The following is a 19,087-nucleotide window of genomic DNA, read 5'->3' as shown; positions in this document are numbered from 1 at the left end:
GAAATATTGAGACCTAAATGTATATGCTTGAATGATATCCGAGACCGGACTATATTTAATATTGCTTAGTTTACGTATACTACTCAACTGTTAACTCAGTCTCTGTTGCGTTCTCCCCAATTTTAGGAATAGTTATTTGTAGTACCCCGTCCTTAAGATATGCCTTAGCTTCGTCTATTTTAAGCTTAAATGGGAACTCTATCTTTCTCTGTAGCCTGTAATTGGCCATTCTCTCTAAATGGACGAACTTAGACTGAGGAAGAGGCATTGGGTCCGTCCTCACCTCCACGTAATTGGATCCAACCACTATCTTTAATCGTTCCTTGGGTATGCCAGGCACATCAAATAGTATAATAACTCTATCGGGTTCCTCCACCACATCCGCGGCGGGTTCTCTGGATATATTAGCCGACCCAGATGCCAATGCCATCCTCTCCATTAACTCCCGTATTGCATTCTCAGCCTTAGAGGCATCATATACAATTGTGGCTTCCTTCTCCGGGGGAATCTGCATTTGCTCTTGCATGTGCTCATAAGAACAAAGAGTCATTATTTAACTAACGGATAAAATGAAATGATTCAATCTTGAGATGAAGTTCTCATATAATGCCGTTCCCCAACCATCCTAAGTATTAGGGTCATCTTTTCAATTCAGATCTACATGGGTTCTTGGCAATAGGGCGGCATCCATCAAGGGGGCATAACTCACTAGGCCTGGGAATTCTCTGTTGGCCAGAAAGGGGGAAGAGATCGAATTATGTTTAGTTATGCATGAGGTTGACATCGGGGTGACTAAGGTAGATGTTATAAATAAATTCGACGATTTTTATTTATGCATACCGAAGGTTATCATCGATTATTTATCAATATGCAATTTATATTTATAAGCAAATAAATAATGCTGCATATAATATATTATTGGTTTTTATTATTACCGGTGCACCATAATGCTTAAATTGGCAATTTATTTTTTATTATTATGAAGGGATTATCTAGGACCGCGTGGGCCGTGATAGCCGTCGTGATCATCGTCGTAATAGTCGCGGCGGCAGCGGCCCTCACCTACAAACCACCCACCAAGACAACCACCACGCCCGTCCCAACAACATCCTCACTAATATTCTACACATGGTGGGCAACGGAGGGTAAAGTAGCCCTTAATCATTTGATACCTGCCTTCGAAAACCAATACCACCTAAACGTAACGCCCACAATAGTGCCGGGGGCTGGTGGTACTAATGCCAAGTATGCCATACTCACGCTAATAGAGGCGGGCAAGCCGCCTGCATTATTCCAAGTGCATTATGGTCCAGAGATGATAAGCTACGTGGAAATAGCTCCTCAGGGAATCCATAACTTCGTTAATATGACCCCAGTAGCCCAGCAAATAGGCCTATTCAGCGATGCCGTGCCTGAAGTACTTCAAGCCGGTGCATTTAACGGGACATTGCTGTCCATCCCGGTTAATGTACATAGGGGCGCCTTGCTCTATATAAATTTGAAGCTGCTTAAGGAATATAATTTGCCGATACCGACTAATTTATCGACATTGGAATACGATACGGTTCAATTGGCCGCTCATGGTGTTTCTCCATGGATGGTACCCGGCTCCGATGGGGGATGGGATCAATTGAATCTTTGGGAGGATATATTCCTATCACTGGCTGGGCCGCATGTATACAATGAAATGATATATGGAGTAATTCCATTAAATAATGCAACGATACAGAACTGGATAGCGGAAACAAACAAGTTATTCCTGAATTTCACCTCGTATGACTATCCTGGTTGGCAATCATTAACTTGGACTCAAGGATTAACAGATCTGGCTCAAGGCGATGTTGCATTCCAAGCTAACGGCAATTGGTTAACCAATTATGCCTATGATTTCTTGAACATAACTATTTATCCGGCGGTTGCTCCATACATTAACTGGAATAACGTAACCATAGTGGAGGAGCCATTTCCAGGCACGCAGAATTACTATGCATTGGTAATAGACTCCGTTGCTGTGCCAGTGGGACCACAGGAACAGAGTGCGTTGACCTTCATTAAGTGGTGGGCATCCATGGCTGGGCAAGAAATATGGACTAAGTGGAAGGCAGTCACGTTCTATAACAATGTAACGACGGATTACTTCAACACGCCTGCCCAATGGTATGATTATAAACAGTTATTGAGTACTCCTGAGCAGAACTTTGTTTACCAATTATCCGATGGTGGATTATTCGATGATGTATTCGCCCAGCTAGATAGTGGCCTCTATACGCTACAGCAAGTTGGACCAAGTGGGATAGCTGCATGGAATATAACGCTAGCTACCCAGATGCATCAGGAGGAGAGTGAGTGGTTGGCCGCGGCTAAGTTGGGCCTCGGATACTTAGGATTCCCCGGCCATCCCTTTGCCGGCTACTATCCGCCTTGGGTCAACTCCTAACAATGCAGCCAAGACAAATCATTAAAATAACCCATTTATGGTGATACAATGAGGATACAAGGATTATTAATGGCAATTCCAACCATATTCTTCTCATTTTTATTGCTTTATTTAGTTCTTTGGAATTTCTATTATTCATTCACCAACTGGTCGCTCCTAAATCCCCACCCATCATTCGTGGGGTTCCAGACATATGCGTCCCTACTATCTACCGAGTATTTCTCAATCTCTTTTTTGCACTCAATATTATTATCGGTGGGTACCGTGGTATTCGGTAACCTGCTCGGTCTTCTATTCGCCTCGTTACTATATTTTCTAGGCAATGAGAGAATGCGAAGCGTTTACCTATCACTGCTGATATATCCATTATCAATATCCATGGCGGCCAACTCGTTAATATGGCTTTGGCTATTCAACATTCACATAGGCATAAATTGGCTTCTGCATCTTCTTCATATACCAGCTCTTCTCTGGCTCTCATCCCCTTCAACTGAGTTTCCAAGCTTGATGGTGGTGGTGATATGGGCATACGCAGGCCTATCGTTGATTTTCTACCTAGCTGCCTTCATGGGCGTGGACAAGACATTGATAGAGGCAGCCAGAATAGATAGGGCGAACCCATTCAGGATATTATTCAGAGTATTGCTTCCCAACTCCATGAATGGATTCATAGTGTCCTCTGCCTTGTTATTTCTCTTCTCGTTCAGGATATTCAGTCCGCCCTACTTATTGAGCGGTGGACCCACCAATATATTCCTTCAAACGAGCGTTGTGTACATGTATTATCTATTCACCACGGAATACTTCGCCCAGGCCTCCGCGGTGGCCACGATAATAACCGCAATAGCGACTGCGGTGGTGATACCCTACGCATTATATGGAATAAAGAGGTGGATGAGGCATGAATAGCAAGATTGGCAGGATAAATCCAACAGTGAAGGCAGCTATTCATCAATTGGTGATAATAATATTCGTGGTAATATGGTTGATTCCGATATATGCAATGGTGATAAACGGATTGAAGAGCAATGTGGCGGTGTACACCACGCCGGTCCTGGTTCCCTCCTCTTCCCCCACAATAGAGCCATTTCAAGCCGTTTGGTCATCACTGAGCAGGCCGTTACTGAATAGCCTGATATTAGTGCTTCCCGTGGCCTTCATAGCTACCTTTCTAGGATCCATGGCGGCTTACTTCTTCTACATGCTTTCCAACAGCTTTAGCAAGGTATCCTCGTTCGTGAGCAACTTCTTATTCTCATTGATATCGCTCGCCACATTTATTCCATACCAAGCCACTTTGATCCCCTTGACCAAATTGATTGCGGATATGGGCCTTCTCAATACATATTGGGGATTGGCATTTGCCTTCTTTATATTCTACATGCCAACCGGGGCATTGTTGATGTCGATCTTCATAACTGCCATACCTCCCAGGATAATAGAGGCCGCTAGGCTCGATAGGGGCAGTGATTGGAGGATATTCTCCAGGCTAGTTTTTCCATTGTCGCTGCCCGGCTTCATATCCACGTTAATATTTAACATAATAGAGACGTGGAATAACTTCTTCATACCGTTGATGCTGACCACCACGCCTGATATGAGATTGATACCGGTTACAGTTCAATCATTTACGGGTGGATACGCCACCCTTTATAATGAGACGTTTGCCGCCGCTTTCATAGCATCGATGGTTCCATTGGGTATTTTTATCTTCCTTGGCAGATATTTTATAAGGGGCCTGATAGCTCTTGGAACTGGAGGCAAGGGGGTTTGATATGGTTAACGTGGTGGCTAAGGGCATTACCAAGATATATAAATCCAGAAAGAAGGAGGTAGTCGCCTTAGACAATGTAAGTATTGATATACGTAGCGGCGAGTCCTTCGGTATATTGGGTCCCAGCGGGGCAGGCAAGACCACGTTCATGCGCATAATAGCTGGGTTGGATATACCCACCCGGGGAGAATTGTATTTCAATGATGAATTAGTGGCTGTCTCGGGCAAGTTAGTCGTGCCGCCGGAGGACAGAAATATAGGAATGGTGTTCCAGACGTGGGCTCTTTATCCCAATATGACGGCCTATGATAATATAGCTTTTCCTTTAAGGTCATTACGGATGAACAAGGATGAAGAGCGCAAGAGAATAAATGAAGTATCCGATATACTTGGGATAGCCCATGTCCTTAATCATTATCCGCGGGAATTATCTGGGGGCCAGCAGCAAAGGGTGGCCTTGGCACGCGCATTGGTTAAGAATCCGTCGATTTTGTTATTGGACGAACCGTTCAGCAATTTGGATGCTAGGATAAGGGATAGCGCTCGCGCCCTTGTTAGGAGGATTCAAAACGAATTAAAAATAACCACCATTACGGTATCCCATGATCCTGCCGACATCTTTTCAATTGCTGAGCGCGCCGGCGTGATAGTGCACGGCAAGTTAGTCCAAGTAGACAAGCCGTCCGCGATATACTCTAATCCAGTCACCGTGGAGGTGGCTAGGCTGATAGGAGATTTGGTGGAGCTAAGCGGTAGGGTGGAGGAGAGGAACAATAAGGTGTATGCCGTGGTTGATGATTTTACATTTCCGATAAGTAAGGTGACTGCTGGTGATGTGAGGCTGGGCATAAGGCTTGAGGATTTGAAAATATCGGACGAGGCTTCCTTGGGCGATGAATGGGTTCTCGTGGGGAAGGCCAGGGTTAAGGTGTCCAGCTATTCAAGTGGTTTGTTTAGGGTTACCGTGGTGCCTCCCAGCAATGATAATACGGAGATAGTGGCCATGATGGATAGGCCGTTCGATGTTGGAAAGGAAGTGAATCTATTCGTGAGGTCCGGCAAGGTTCTCGTGTTCTCGTAATTCTCCTTCCTAGTGTTAACTGAAAGTTTTATTATTATCTCTCTGCTTATGATTTTACAGCATCGATTTTATTACTGGGATAATATGCCATAATGTTGGTCTTAAGATGTGCTTATTTTATCCGCTTGGGAAAATAAACTTTATAGGTGGGGAGGATAGATGCAGTTAGAGATAACTAAGTCATCCAAAATGCCCAAGGTGATAAAGCGCAACGGTAGCGAGGAGCCGTTTTCGCCTAGGAAGCTCCTCAAGGTGCTTACTGCAATTAATGCGCCCAATCCTGGGCTGGTTTTAGAGGAGCTTCAAAAATCCATGGGGCCGACCATAAGGAGCGAGGAGATAAGCGATATAGTTCAATTCATTATGTTAAATAAGGCCCCGGAGGATATGAGGTGGCACACCGCCGCCAGGGATTACCTACTGTGGAGCGTATATAAGATGGTTATGGGCAAGGTGGATAAGTCGCGGTTCGTCGATTCGTATAGGCGTGGATTCAGGCAGTGGTTTGAGACAGGTATGAAGCAAGGATTGTGGAATATGGAAATGGCATCATTCTATGAACCTCACATAGAGGAGTTAAGCAAATTATTGGATCCTGAGAGGGATAGGTTGCTGACCTATAATGGAGTGAGGACATTGATGAGCCGTTATTTGCTAAAGAGATTGGACGGCACATTCTTTGAGACACCCCAGTATATGTGGATGAGGGTAGCCATGGGGGTCGCCTATGCGGAGAGCCTATATGGTGGGGATCCCATTTCCTGGGCGTCCAAGTTCTATGATTTAACCAGCAAGCTGAAGTTCCTGCCCAATTCCCCAACGATGTTTAATGCATTCACTCGCTCAGGCGAGCTGTCCGCTTGCTTCGTGGTTCCCGTGGATGATTGCATATCCGGGTACTCCCATGAGGGGTGCTTTGGAATATACGATGCATTGACGCTCACAGCGGAGCTTCACAAGATGGGCGCGGGCACTGGTTATAACTTCTCCAAGCTGAGGCCGGAGGGAGATGTGGTGAAATCGACTGTGGGGGTGGCCAGCGGCCCCGTCAGCTTCATGAGGTTATTTGACGTCAGCACGGACGTAATAAAGCAAGGGGGAAAGAGGAGAGGAGCAATGATGGGGATACTGGAAGTATGGCATGCGGATATAAGGAAATTCATCAGGGCTAAATCCGGCCAGTTAAAGGATATTCAATTACAGAACTTCAACATATCCGTTATGACCACGGATTACTTCATGAAGCGAGCGTTGGCCGGGGAGGACTGGCTTCTCTTTAGTCCCCGCGAGTGCACTTGCCTGGCAAGCACTTGGGGGGATGAATTCCGTAGGTGCTATGAGGACTGTGAGCGTCGTGCCGCCAAGGGAGAGGTGAAGATATGGGGCAAGGTAAACGCCAAAGAATTGTTCGAGGAGTGGGTGACCAGTGCATGGGATTCCGGCGATCCAGGCATGTTGAATAAGGACTCGATAAACGTAATGCATCCGGCTAAGAATGCTGGCGTGATAGCATCAACTAATCCGTGCGGCGAGGTCCCGTTGTTGCCCGGCGAGTCATGCAATTTAGGCAGCATGAATATAACTAAATACGTTAGTGAGGGAGGAATAAAGTGGGATGATTTATTTGATGATATAGCCATAGCGGTTAGATTCCTTGATGATGTGATAGATGTCAATAAGCACCCGCACAAGATGTTCGATGAGGCTAACCACGCAACTCGCAAGATAGGCCTTGGTATTAACGGCCTTGCCGATATGATGATAAGATTGGACATTCCATACGATAGCCCCGAGGCCTTACACATAGCAGATACATTGGCCATGTTCATGTTCAGCGCAGCCGTCAAGGCGAGCCACTCCATATCCTTGGAGAAGGGCCCGTATCCCAAGTTCAACGGCAGCGATTGGGATAAGGGAATCCTTCCCATAGATAGATGGTTTGAGAGGGCCAAGCAAGTATCGTTCAAGTACCTCCCGGAGTACCTCGACGTATTGAATGGCAATCCCGACTCCAGCGTTGCTGAGCTAGTCAATTCGGCCGGCGAGGTACTGAGGAAGAGGAATGCGTCCCTTGACGAACTTCGTATGATTGTGAGGAAGGGCATGAGGAATGCCACGGTCATGAGTATAGCTCCCGAGGGCAGTAGGAGCTTAATAGCGGGAGTAAATTCCAGCATAGAGCCAATATTCGCCATAGCCTACGTCAGGAACTTGGCGATAGGCAAGTTGGTGGAATATAATGGAACCGCATTGGAGAGACTGGGGAGGATATCGAGCGATGTAAGGCAGCGCATATTGGAGAGCGGCATGCTGCCAAGCGATCATGAATTGCATTATCTCTTGAAGACCGCCAATGAGATACACTGGAAGTGGCACGTGATGATGCAAGCTACGTGGCAGCGGTGGATAGATAATGGAGTTAGCAAGACGATAAACATGCCCAGCAATGCCGCTGTCAGCGATGTAGAGGGTGCTTACTTAATGGCGTGGGAATTAGGGGCAAAGGGCATAACGGTTTACAGGGATAAGAGCAAATCCGTCCAAGTCATATACACGGGGGTAGCCAAGAAGCAAGCCCCCTCGAAGATAACTATAAAGGCAATAAATGTGGAGGATAAGATAGAGGATAGATTGAGTGAGTTAGGGGAGACCAGCGATCCATATTGCAAGACGGATTCATGTGGTTAAAGGAATCAAGAAAACGAGAATAACTCCAATTCCTTCATTTCGTTAAGCAATTGGTTTAGTATGTCCTTGTAATTCATCTTGCCCATCTCAACGCTGTCCATTTCCTCCTCCAATTGCTTTGTCCTGTCCTCGCTGACCAGTTTTCCCAATTCCTTATTAGCGCATTTGATGCGCGTCTCATCCAATTCCTTCTTATCCTCCTCTCGTCTCGGCGGTAGTTTTTCCCTGACATAATCGTCGCCGGTGAGGCAAATATACGCTAATATGCCCAGCCTCTTGGGGACTAGATACTTGGTGCTCCCTATTGCAGTCACGTATCCCCGCTTGAGTAGCGTATCTATTATCTTGGCGTACGTCGAAGGCCTTCCTATGTGTTTCCGCTTCATCTCCGCTATTATGTCTCCCTCCCTATATGGATACACTGTTCTAACGGTCTTCGTCTCAACGCTCACCACATCCACGTCCGTCTCAGGCAACGTTTCTCGTTTCCTAATGGATTGAAGAATTAATTGAAATCCAGGATCAGCTATATTCACCACCCTCTCCGTCTCCCTGCTGGCAAGTTCTCCCTCCTCATTGTGGAGGGATACCTTATACTTGGCCTTCTCCACCACTGCTGGCCTCATTTGGCTGGCCATGAATCTTCTAAATATGAGCCTATAGAGCTGTATATGCCTGTTGGTTAATTGAACGTTTATGACTCCAGTCGACATAAGCGTCCGCAGTTCCTCATCGTCTATGGGCCTGGTGGGCCTTATACATTCATGTGCCCCCTCCTCGGACGTGACCCACGTTCTTCCCACGTACTCCTCCTCGCCGAACTTATTGCTGATGTACTCCTTAGCTATGGAAAGACCCACTGCCGACACCCTAGTGCTATCGGTTCTGTGATAGGTTATCAAGCCCGATTCGAAGAGATCCTGCGCCAGCCTCATTGTGGTATTAACGTCGAGCCTCAATATATTCGCGGCATCGGTCAACATGGCATCCGTGGTGTAAGGCGGTGGTGGATTTATGGTCTCCTTTACCTCCTCCAGCTTCTTGTAGCTGACCTTCAACCCGTCATGTGACTTCCTATAATTCCTCAACTTCTTGGATTCCTGCCTTGCCGCATCGGGGTCGCTGTTGAGGGGGACAATGAATGTCTCTTGCTCGTTGTTGGCCAAGGCCACGGTTAGCCTCATGGCCTTGGAATACTTATTGTCTATGTGCCTCCTAATTATCCATCCCAGCACGGGCGTCTGTACACGGCCCGCCGATAGATTCTTCCTATCCAGTTTCGTCTGTAAATACTTGCTGAGGCCGAACCCTATCCACCTATCCTCTATTCTTCTAACTAGCTGTGACTTAACCATATTGGAATTGACAGTTCTGGGGTTGGTTATTGCATCTATTATGGCCTTCTTGGTGACCTCATGAAATTCTATTCTGCGTATATTGGATACGTATGGGCGGAGCATGTTATAGACATCCCATGCTATCTTCTCTCCCTCGGAATCTGGATCGGTTCCTATCAGCACCTCATCCGCCTCAACCGCTAAATCCCTCAATGCATCTATAACAGGCAGTGTGGTGATTAATTGAGTTCCATCATAGGGACAGGAATCCCTCTCGTCGGTGTAGGTCCTGCCGCAGGCCGGGCATCGCTTTATTGTGCTGTAAATGGGTATGAAATCGCCGTCTCTTATCAACACCCCGTAGTAATCCTTTGCATTACGAGCCTCCTCCTCATTTGCCGCGCTAGGCGCCAGCTCCACCATATGCCCCTTTGTAGCAACTATGCTGAGCAACATATTGCCCAGATTAGCTTCGTACACGTTCAAATTGTTGGTTATTCTCCTGCTGGGCCGTCCAAAGAAGTTCGCTATCGTCCTAGCCTTGGTTGGTGATTCCACTACGAGCAGCACGGATTTGAATGAAGTTCCCCGCCCTACTTGGGGCGCCTCGCTGTTGAGCAGTTTTGCTATTTCAGCGCGCTCCTCATCAATTACCTTTATCGTTGCATCAACATCATATGTCTCCAAGTCCTTGAATTCCACCTCATCCAATCTATATCGCAAGTCCCGCTGCAGCGCGGAGAACACGGCGTTATTATCGATAATCACAATTGATAATCCATGAGTCACGCCTCCTATGTACATCCTAGACGTTCTGCCGCTGGCTTGGATATATGTTGTTGAGTCGGGCAGAACCACGTGGAAGTCCCCGTTCCTCATCTGTATGCTGATCTCGGATCGTCCTATGTTATTGATCACCTCCTGGTTCCTGAGCAACTCATCTGCCAACTTCAACGACTCCATCGCCGTTTCAGCCACGTACTTTTGAAAACCGCTTAGCTCCGCGGAATTTGCTTGGGCCTTTTCCAATATTTCCCTCAATTGGGATTGGTTTAAATATGACATTTTCCTCAACTTTCCAATTGCCTTATCTATGCGCTGCTTCAATTCATCCGGCGCTATGGGCCTTATAGCAGAGAAGAATAGCAGGAATCGAATCGGCATGAACTCCTCCAAGTGCAGCTTGAACATTATCTTGGGCACTCCAGCGAACACCACATAACGTATGCGGGCCGGCATATCTATGCCGCGAACCAGCGATGACCTCGAGGTTGCCAGTCCAATCAATACATCGACCTCCCCGTCCTGGAACGCCAGCAATAACTTCTTCTTAGGCTTAAGGTATATGCCGGCCTTGATGCCCTCCCCCTCCAGCCGCTGCGCGATTAGCTTGGCCTGCTCCTTATCCACATCGGTTGGAATGAATATTATACCCCCGCCGCCGAGTTTCTTGACGATCTTAACGACTTCATCCATTACATCGTCCTTTGGATGCATGAATAGGTCAACCACGTTCCTAAGCCCCTCGGCCCTGCCCCCCACCTCGAATCCCAGGAACTCCCTAAAGAGAAGCGCCCTCAACGTGCCTCGGGGCCTCGTGAGGACGCCGCTGACAACCAATGTACCAATGCTTCTCTCGCCTATGATTTCCCTAATTCTCCTAGTCATGTCTCTCACCCTATCGTTTAGTTCCGCTGAATCAGCCTCAGCTCCATTTCGAAAGGCTTGTAGTGCATCTTTGGATACCTTGATAGCCTCCAGCCCCAGCTCTATCGCCTCCTTGGGTATGCCCAACAAAACGAGCAGCCTATCTATGTTTTTGCTGGATGCCTTGAGGACGCTATCCACGTCATCGACGAATATCAGTCCATACTTTGTTTTCTCGAGTTCATCCATGTGCTTTGAGAGGAAGGAATTAGTGACTATCAATATATCATACTCTCCGCTCTTTATCTTACTCATCGCTTCATCCCTTTCTTTTTTGGTCAGGAGCGAGTTGTACGTTATTATCCTGAAATTGCCCTTCGAATACGTTAATGCCCTTTGATATAATTGATAGGCCAACGTGGATGTTGGCGTCACTATCATTGACTTGCTCCCCCTCTTGGCTGCATACATGGATGCTATTATTCCGAACGTTGTCTTGCCGCTGCCCGTGGGCGCTATTACAGCAAAGCTCTTTCCCCTAACTAATCGTCGTGCCCATACTCGTTGGGCCCCCCACATCTCGAATCCAGTGGATTCCTTGAATAATTCGTTCAATTCATTATATTTTGTATACATATATAATATGGGCTTCATTCGCTTAAGTGTTCCCAGCTTCTCTAATTCCCTCAGCGTTCCCAGGAGATCACCGTTCTCCAATTCGTTGGGAAGGCATGATCTACACGGAAGACCAGCCCCCAGTCTCCTCGAATCTATCAAGCCTCCGCAATTAGGGCATGCCCATCTATATAACGCCGGTGGGAACTCGCCATCTATCACTGCCTAATCGATAGGCGGGGACGGCCGGGTTCATATAAATGTTTTGATGGCTATGATGCCCCGGCGACTTGTTTCATCCCAATCAATCCATATATGGATGATAAATTGAATATGTGTTGCACAGATCAAATAAGGGTATGGTTATCATGTTTTTATTTAATATTCATAACGGTTATTTTATCTTTTATATTTAAAAATGGTATATGCGTTTTTGGCTGATGGCTATAAATACCCAAGCAAGGAGGCTGCAGTTAATAATATACGTCGCGGCACTCATCACTATAATGGCCACGCTCTTTGGAATGGATATAGCCATAGTTCAACTATGGTTAACCGGCCGTTCCGATCTTAGCATAATCTTCGTTGCGTTGGCTTCGTCTTTTACAATTTTTACCGACATAATAACATTGATTGGAATATTCCAAGCAATTCCATTGCGTCAATTGCACGAGATGAGCTTAGCCTCCCGCGCGTTTTGGTCCATAATAATGATATTTGCGATTGTATTGTCAATTTACGTGCCCTATATATCGATAAGGCATTACCTGGTTATATCGGTGCCCATAGGCGCGGAATCATTTACCATGAATGGCTTATTTGGACTGGGCATTTTGTTCTATAATTCAGGTCTAGCATTGGCGGCCTACATAGTATACCTAACGATAAGGAGAAGGATGTTGCCCGACATGTATCAACGCATAATCGATGTAATGGGTCCCAATAAAAGATTTGCAGAGAATGGGGGGGACAGAGATGAGGACGGCATAGAGGAAATATGATGCAGGTGAGGAATGGTAGAGCTCATTATTGTGAGGAAGCCATGAATAGCGGTATGAGCATTTCGTCCCTGGATAACCCCGCGTGATGCCCCTTGAACTTCGCTAACTTATCGTCTGATGGCTTAAGCAGGTATATCAATACCTTGGAATCCCTAGGCACAGCCATTAAATCCCCCAGCCTCTTCCGCACCTTATCGCTCACGCCTCCCAGCAGCGCCTCCATTCTGCTCATATCCAAAAGATCAACCGTGGGGAGGAATTCATCAAAGTAGCTCCTCACGGCCTCCGCGTAGCCTTTATCCGCCACCTTCAATTGAAGCGCCCGCGGTTCCCCGAACGGCGGCACCATAAGCATTCCCAGCAATTGACCATGCCTGCGCAGGTCCACCACATCCTCTTGCCGCACGTCTATTTGGCCGTGATCCGCCGTGACCAGCAGAGTCGTTTCGGGCGATACCTTATCGGAGAACCTGCGCAGTAAGTGCATTGTTTCCACCAATGCGTATTCGTAGTGTTGAGATGATGGTCCATATGTATGTTGTATTGTATCCAAGTGCGTCAGGTACAGGTAAACCAATTGATGTTCCTTGGATGCTGCCAATGCCGTGGTGAATGCATCGAATAGGGTGTGATACTCCAACACATCAGCTCCTTTATATAGTATATGGGAAATCCCGGTGCTGCCCAGCCCTTTAGGCACGACGGCCGCGCTCCTTATCCCCTCCCTTCCCAATTCGTCGAATATGGTATTGTCGTGATATATCTCTCCCAAGTCATAGCCTAAATTCAATAAATCGTCGCGGGAACCCGTTGGCGCCACGCTCATGTTAAGGGTGTTAACCATGGTGCCCAACTCATTCATGAATAATATGGTGCCCAAGATACCATGCATGCCTGGGGTGATTCCTGTGGATAGGCTCGTCAATGCAGTGGATGTAACTGATGGAAACACGCTGGTTATTTGCGTGGATCTATCCATGAACCACCTCACGTCCTCTACCTTGCTCATCCTCTCCAGCCCAGTCCACCCCAGTGCATCGACTAAGATGATTATGGCTTTCCTGCCGCTCAGCTCCACGTTCTTGAGCGGCGCGTTCCTTTCCTTGGCGCCGAACATTTTAAGGATGGAATTTGATAGATTGACCAGGCTCTCGCCATCATATCTAGGAGACGTCAGATCCATGTAATATATTAGGCTGCTATGGGATTAAAAAGCGCTCGCGTCGAAACGAGCGAAATTACCTCTCCTCGCTGTTCCCGGCTTTTTAACCGCCGTGGACATTCAGCGGCGCGTTCTCAATTAGCTATGTTTTTATATCCCCCTCTCATCTAAGGCTGCGTGTCGTTTATAGATAACTACAAGTATAGAACCGGGAGGAATTTCGCATTTCCGGAATATGTTCCTCAATACCCAGCGTCCTTCCCATTCAAAATAAAATCCATGAGGGCCACCATAGACCTAGATCCAGCCAATAAGGTCATTAGTGGAACCGTGGAGTACGATATAACCGCCCTCAAGCCCATAAAGCGAATATCCTTAAACGCCAATGAGATGAAGATAGAGAGGGTTAATCATTCCTTCGATTACGATGGTTCTGTGCTTACCATAGATCTAGGTCAACTATCTCCAAGCGAATCGATCTCCGTCAAGATAGAGTACTCGGCGAAGCCTAGGAGGGGACTTTACTTCGTGGACCCGAATCCAAGCAAGGGGGATCCCGTGCTAACCATATGGACGCAGGGAGAGAGCGAGGATAACAGGTACTGGATCCCGTTGCCAGACAATCCCAACATAAAGTTCCCCACACAATTAACGATAAGGGTACCCGGCAATTTAGTGGCCATCAGCAATGGAGTGCTGACGGGGAAGAGGGAGGAGAACGGCAAGTCGGAGTGGAGCTGGTCATTCGATAAACCGCACTCTCCCTACTTAATAGCGCTGGCGGCGGGAGAGTTCGAGATCATTGAGGAGGAGTGCAATGGAGTGAAGCTGGAGTACTACGTTCCGAAGGGCAGGGGGACCGATTCTAGGCTCAGCTTCGCCCATACTTGCGACATGATAAAGTTCTACGAGGAGTTCACCGGGGTCAAGTACCCATATCCCATTTACAAGCAGGTAGTCGTGGAGGAGTTCATCTATGGCGGCATGGAGAACACCACCGTGACAATCCTCACGGACCAGACACTTCACGACAAGCACGCCCACTGCCCGTACTCGGAATACCCGTGCAAGCACGAGGATTTCAGCTCCGACTCTTTGGTGGCGCATGAATTAGCTCATCAATGGTTTGGGGACTTGGTGACCACTAAGGACTGGGCCAACATATGGCTGAACGAAGCATTCGCCACGTACATGGATGCATTATACTCGCTGCACAGCAAGGGAAGGGATGACTTCCTATACGTCCTCCTGAACAACTTCAGGACGTACTTGGGGGAGTACGAGAGGCGGTATGCGAGACCGATAGTGACTAGGCTATACGGGATACCCGAGGAGATGTTTGATAGGCATACTTATGAGAAGGGCTCCGTCGTGCTTCATGCCTTGCATGAGTTGGTGGGGGACTCCGCGTTCAGGAAGGGAATAAAGAGGTACTTGGAGGCCCATGGCTTCGGCAATGCTGATACGGAGGATCTACGCAAGGCATTGGAGACGGAGTACGGCGAGGATTTGAGTTGGTTCTTTGATCAATTCGTCTACTCCGGCGGCCATCCCGTGATAAAGGCCAAGTGGGAGTGGGATGCAGAGCGAAGCTACGTTAGATTAAATATACAGCAAGTCCAGGACTCCGACTCGTATCCCGCGTATAGGTTGCCGCTCGACGTGAAGGTGGTTGGGAAGGACGGTTCCAAAACAATGCATTTCCTGGTAACGTCCAGGGAACAATCGTTCGCGGTGCCCATGAACTCCAAGCCCTTATATGTATGCATAGACCCGGGATTCAAGCTGCCCAGGGTAATACAGTCAGATAAATCTCTTGAGGAGGCCAGGGCGGAGCTGGGCGATGGGGATGTCATGTGCCGCATCGAGGCCGTGGAAGCATTGACCAAGAACCCATCTTCACCATCCATGGAAGCCCTCGCCAAGGCATTGCTGGGCGACGAGTTCTGGGGAGTTAGGGCGGAGGCCGCCCGAGCTTTGGGCCGCATCGGCACTGATGAAGCGAAGAAGGCATTGCTGGAGGCTTTGGAGAAGGAGGAGGCTCCCCGTGTCAGGAGAGCGATAGTCGAGGCCCTCGGCGAGTTCAAGCGCGATGAGGGGGTGCTGAGTAAGTTGCTGGGAATATTGGTGAACTCCAGGGAGAGCTACTACGTGAGATATTTGGCCGCCATAAGCGTGGGCAAACTGGGGATTGAGAATGCTCGACAAGCATTGATGGATGCATTGGGGTATGGTGGCCATAACTTCGTCATAACTCAAGGCGCATTGCTGGGGCTTGGGGAGCTGGGGTTGGCGGATTCTGTGGAAATTATATCCAGCTATGCTAGGGGAGATAAGCCGACCCCGGTCAGGGTTGCCGCAATTCAATCGCTGGCTAAGTTTCCGGGCAATAGGAGGGTGATCGATGAATTGATCGCGTTAAGCAAGGATGATAACTTCAGGGTGAGAAGTGCAGTGGTTGCGGCGGCGGGGGAGTTAAGAGATGATAGATTGCTTCCAGTGCTGGATAGGCTGGCTTCCCAGGACCCGGATGGAAGGGTGAGGCGCGCGGCCAGGGAGACCGCCGCCAGGGTCAGGCAGTTCATGGAGAAGGGAGAGGAGTACAGGAAATTGAGGGATGAGGTTGAGGAGCTTAGGCGCAGGGAGGTGGAGCTGGAAGAGAGGGTGGAGCGTGTGGAACGCAAATAGGATAGAAATAGATTTTTACCTAGAACTAATTTTGCCCATCGTCGCTTTCCTCCTTTCCCTTGCTTCTCAACATAACGTATTTTATGCAGTTATCGTCTATCTTGGACCCCATCAACAGCATATCCTTATCGGAGTCAAGCACATACTCGCGTCCCACGGGCTTCGCAGTGCAGTGAATGCCAACATCCACTTCATCCACCGTGAATTCATCCGTTCCAATTATCTTGGCTATTGCTAGATCGCCCAGGTCGGGTACTAGCTTCGCGGGAACGGGGGTATTTACGTCCAAGCTATCGACCCCAATGGCCGTCTCCATGGGTGGAAATCCGAACAATTGCTTATATTTATTCACGTACTCCGCCCTGGAACTCCATCCACTCAGCATTGACTGGCGGGCGGCGTCTATGAATTCCTTCGTTCCTACATCCACTGGCTCGGCTATTCCCCCACCTGCCTCCACTAATGCCCGTCGTGCACAGTGAAGCGTGGTTCCCTCCACCGTGATGGGCCTGCTTTCCTCGATCGCGTACATGGCGGTGCCCTTGGTCGACACCTTAGGCGATCCATCATATCCAGCGCCCAAGCAAATCAATCCGACGGTGGATATGAGGGGGTACCCGCTGGCCCGTATCCCCAACCCGCTCAGCATTTGGGATAACACGCTGGGCTCCACCCTGCCCAGCTCGGCATATGATGACTCCAAGAATATCACCCCATCATCGTCGAAGTCCATCAATGGAGTCTCCAAGCCAAAGCCAGTCTCGAAGCCGTCGAATAGAGGCTTGTACCTTGATTTTATCCTGGACAAGGACGTGGATACATAGCTTCCTATCAAGGAGAGCATTTTATCCATCAATCGCTTGACCTCCTCCCCATCGGGGCCCTCATTATTGTTGTTGGTAGACAATTCAAGTCCAATTAATTGTATTGGGGCCTTTTAAAATACGTTTCGCCCAAGCCGCTAAACGCTTTTATATTCCTTAGGCAAGGGGCTGTGGAGTGATGATTGACATGCCGAATGATCGGTGATTCCTCCCAGGGTAGCTGATTTGTCTTCATCCTATTATCAACGTCAAAGCCATTGCGTAGAATATGGCTAGGACCCCCGATAGGTAAATACCGTCAAAGGTTCCCATCCCCCCTATGTCTATTATGGCGGGCGCCATATCGATCACCTCCCCCAGATGCATTAGGTCGGCTCCTATCAAGCTGCCCAGCACGCCCACCATGTATGAAGCGGCGGGGGCTACGTTCAGGTATGAGGGGGAGACTGCGTATACTAGAAGCGTGGTGACGGTGGCAGATATCAATGGGGGCAGGAATGCGGGGGTCACTATGCCCATGCCTGGAATGACCTTTGCCGACCTATTCACGGCCAGGGCTGTGACCAGGAGGGAGACCAAGACGGCCGCCATCAATCTATGGGAGAGGATCCACATTATGTAGCTCAAGGCAATTGACATCATCGTTGGAATGATGGCGCCGCCGACATTTATGGAGACGATGCTCCTCTGTATCTGCTGCATGAAGCCGGGCAGCTTGAATCGGAGACCCATGAATTCCACGGTAAAGTAGCTGGGCACCACTGCCCTCCTCCTCGTCTCGTACACGGCAACGTGCACTACGCTGGTCAGTAGGCTGAGTCCGGTTATCGTTAAGGCGACCAAGGCGCCATAGTATGCCGGGAAGCCCAGTAGCTTGAATGCGAGGGCTAGGTTTATTATCGACATGGGTATCACGAATATGGCCAGCATGGAGTACAGTATCAATCTATACCCCCCAAGCGGCGAGAATATCATTATCTTAAACATGGATGCCCAGCTAAGTACTGAATAAATGCTTTGCTCCCCGGTTAATATTTATTCTACCCCACAGAGGGCTTGATTCCATGATTGCAATAGTGACGGGCAGCGGGAGGGGGATAGGCAGGTCCATAGCGGTGAGGCTGGCCAAGGAGGGCTTCGCCGTGGCGATCAACGTGAAGAGGCACTTGGATGAGGGGGAGGAAACGTTGAGGGAGGTGGAGAGGTACTCAAGGGGGATACTTGTTCAAGCAGACGTGGCCACTCGAGAGGGGGCTGCTGCTTTGGTGGGCGAGGCATTGAGGGCTTTCGGCTCCGTGGACGTGCTGGTCAACAATGCAGGTCTGGGAATAGCACGGCCGCTCGCGGAGGTGGACGAGGCTCTATGGGACAAGTTAATCGATACCAACCTGAAATCCGTCTACTTGGTCACGAAGGAGGTTCTTCCCCATATGATCGGAAAGCGGCGAGGCAGCATTATCAACATAACGTCAATAGCCGGCATGACGGGCTTGGCCAACCTGGTTCCCTACAGCGCGGCTAAGGCCGGCGTCATAGGCTTCACCAAGGCATTGGCGGCGGAGGTCGGCTCCATGGGCATAACCGTCAATGCAATAGCCGCGGGATTGGTGAAGACGAAGATGGGCGATTCCTTGGTGAAGTACGTGGGCAAAACCGAGGATGAGTGGGCCGCGGACCATACCCTGACCGGCAGCGCGGTGGATCCCGATGAGGTGGCGGAGTTGGTTGCCGTGCTGGCGACGGGCAGGATTAGGAACATGACGGGGCAGGTGCTGGTTATCGACAGCGGTTCATCCCTGGTTGAGTCCCGCCGCTTCTCCAGCAGCGGTTAAC

13 protein-coding genes are annotated in these 19,087 nt (G+C 48.7%); 8 read left to right on the top strand and 5 right to left on the bottom strand.

Annotated features, from left to right (window positions below; all coding sequences use genetic code 11):
• Window positions 1–79: 79 nt before the first annotated feature.
• A complete protein-coding gene (locus ACZ5ZS_RS06470) occupies window positions 80–526 on the bottom strand; it encodes an Hsp20/alpha crystallin family protein (protein WP_188596777.1) in 447 nt (148 codons plus the stop codon).
• Window positions 527–979: 453 nt separating this feature from the next.
• Here ACZ5ZS_RS06470 and glcS point away from each other — a divergent pair, with 453 nt between their 5' ends.
• The 5 genes from glcS to ACZ5ZS_RS06445 all read left to right on the top strand — a co-directional run bounded on the left by glcS (window position 980) and on the right by ACZ5ZS_RS06445 (window position 7,980).
• Complete coding sequence (glcS, locus tag ACZ5ZS_RS06465; protein WP_229657729.1) at window positions 980–2,437, top strand: glucose ABC transporter substrate-binding protein GlcS; 1,458 nt, start codon at window positions 980–982, stop codon at window positions 2,435–2,437.
• Between the two features lie 48 nt (window positions 2,438–2,485).
• Complete coding sequence (glcT, locus tag ACZ5ZS_RS06460; RefSeq protein ID WP_188596776.1) at window positions 2,486–3,346, top strand: glucose ABC transporter permease GlcT; 861 nt, start codon at window positions 2,486–2,488, stop codon at window positions 3,344–3,346.
• Window positions 3,339–4,211 (top strand): glucose ABC transporter permease GlcU, encoded by an 873-nt coding sequence (glcU, locus tag ACZ5ZS_RS06455; protein ID WP_188596775.1) that lies wholly within the window; start codon window positions 3,339–3,341, stop codon window positions 4,209–4,211. Before glcT ends, glcU begins: the two co-directional genes overlap by 8 nt.
• A gap of 1 nt (window position 4,212) precedes the next feature.
• Entirely contained in the window at window positions 4,213–5,292 is a 1,080-nt protein-coding gene (gene glcV / locus ACZ5ZS_RS06450) for a glucose ABC transporter ATP-binding protein GlcV (RefSeq protein WP_188596941.1), read from the top strand.
• Between the two features lie 159 nt (window positions 5,293–5,451).
• Window positions 5,452–7,980, top strand: coding sequence for an adenosylcobalamin-dependent ribonucleoside-diphosphate reductase (locus ACZ5ZS_RS06445; protein ID WP_188596774.1), 2,529 nt, complete (start codon window positions 5,452–5,454; stop codon window positions 7,978–7,980).
• Between the two features lie 5 nt (window positions 7,981–7,985).
• Here ACZ5ZS_RS06445 and rgy read toward each other — a convergent pair whose 3' ends face one another.
• Window positions 7,986–11,801, bottom strand: a complete 3,816-nt coding sequence (gene rgy / locus ACZ5ZS_RS06440) for a reverse gyrase (RefSeq protein WP_229657727.1) — start codon at window positions 11,799–11,801, stop codon at window positions 7,986–7,988.
• Window positions 11,802–12,019: 218 nt separating this feature from the next.
• On the opposite strand from rgy, the gene ACZ5ZS_RS06435 reads away from it, so the two are divergent.
• Complete coding sequence (locus ACZ5ZS_RS06435; protein ID WP_188596773.1) at window positions 12,020–12,580, top strand: hypothetical protein; 561 nt, start codon at window positions 12,020–12,022, stop codon at window positions 12,578–12,580.
• A 25-nt stretch (window positions 12,581–12,605) separates the two neighbouring features.
• On the opposite strand, the gene ACZ5ZS_RS06430 is transcribed toward ACZ5ZS_RS06435, so the two are convergent.
• On the bottom strand, window positions 12,606–13,763 hold the full coding sequence (locus ACZ5ZS_RS06430) for an alkaline phosphatase family protein (RefSeq protein WP_188596772.1): 1,158 nt from the start codon (window positions 13,761–13,763) through the stop codon (window positions 12,606–12,608).
• 156 nt (window positions 13,764–13,919) lie between these two features.
• Here ACZ5ZS_RS06430 and ACZ5ZS_RS06425 point away from each other — a divergent pair, with 156 nt between their 5' ends.
• Window positions 13,920–16,430: a M1 family metallopeptidase gene (locus ACZ5ZS_RS06425; RefSeq protein ID WP_229657726.1), complete on the top strand. Its 2,511-nt coding sequence runs from the start codon at window positions 13,920–13,922 to the stop codon at window positions 16,428–16,430.
• 25 nt (window positions 16,431–16,455) lie between these two features.
• On the opposite strand, the gene ACZ5ZS_RS06420 is transcribed toward ACZ5ZS_RS06425, so the two are convergent.
• Complete coding sequence (locus ACZ5ZS_RS06420) at window positions 16,456–17,337, bottom strand: hypothetical protein (RefSeq protein WP_188596771.1); 882 nt, start codon at window positions 17,335–17,337, stop codon at window positions 16,456–16,458.
• A gap of 148 nt (window positions 17,338–17,485) precedes the next feature.
• On the bottom strand, window positions 17,486–18,241 hold the full coding sequence (locus ACZ5ZS_RS06415; protein WP_188596770.1) for a DUF1614 domain-containing protein: 756 nt from the start codon (window positions 18,239–18,241) through the stop codon (window positions 17,486–17,488).
• Window positions 18,242–18,318: 77 nt separating this feature from the next.
• On the opposite strand from ACZ5ZS_RS06415, the gene ACZ5ZS_RS06410 reads away from it, so the two are divergent.
• Complete coding sequence (locus ACZ5ZS_RS06410; RefSeq protein WP_188596769.1) at window positions 18,319–19,086, top strand: SDR family NAD(P)-dependent oxidoreductase; 768 nt, start codon at window positions 18,319–18,321, stop codon at window positions 19,084–19,086.
• Window position 19,087 lies beyond the last annotated feature (1 nt).

The organism is Thermocladium modestius (assembly GCF_055398215.1).
The sequence above is the reverse complement of the archived record's forward strand: the minus strand, read 5'-3'. Positions and strand labels throughout refer to the sequence as shown.

Bases quoted from the DNA above. Each gene is read 5' to 3' on its own strand.
- ACZ5ZS_RS06470 (WP_188596777.1), bottom strand. From the start codon at position 526: ATGCAAGAGCAAATGCAGATTCCCCCGGAGAAGGAAGCCACAATTGTA.
- glcV (WP_188596941.1), top strand. From the start codon at position 4,213: ATGGTTAACGTGGTGGCTAAGGGCATTACCAAGATATATAAATCCAGA.
- ACZ5ZS_RS06445 (WP_188596774.1), top strand. From the start codon at position 5,452: ATGCAGTTAGAGATAACTAAGTCATCCAAAATGCCCAAGGTGATAAAG.
- glcS (WP_229657729.1), top strand. From the start codon at position 980: ATGAAGGGATTATCTAGGACCGCGTGGGCCGTGATAGCCGTCGTGATC.
- ACZ5ZS_RS06435 (WP_188596773.1), top strand. From the start codon at position 12,020: ATGGCTATAAATACCCAAGCAAGGAGGCTGCAGTTAATAATATACGTC.
- ACZ5ZS_RS06415 (WP_188596770.1), bottom strand. From the start codon at position 18,241: ATGTTTAAGATAATGATATTCTCGCCGCTTGGGGGGTATAGATTGATA.
- glcT (WP_188596776.1), top strand. From the start codon at position 2,486: ATGAGGATACAAGGATTATTAATGGCAATTCCAACCATATTCTTCTCA.
- ACZ5ZS_RS06430 (WP_188596772.1), bottom strand. From the start codon at position 13,763: ATGGATCTGACGTCTCCTAGATATGATGGCGAGAGCCTGGTCAATCTA.
- ACZ5ZS_RS06410 (WP_188596769.1), top strand. From the start codon at position 18,319: ATGATTGCAATAGTGACGGGCAGCGGGAGGGGGATAGGCAGGTCCATA.
- glcU (WP_188596775.1), top strand. From the start codon at position 3,339: ATGAATAGCAAGATTGGCAGGATAAATCCAACAGTGAAGGCAGCTATT.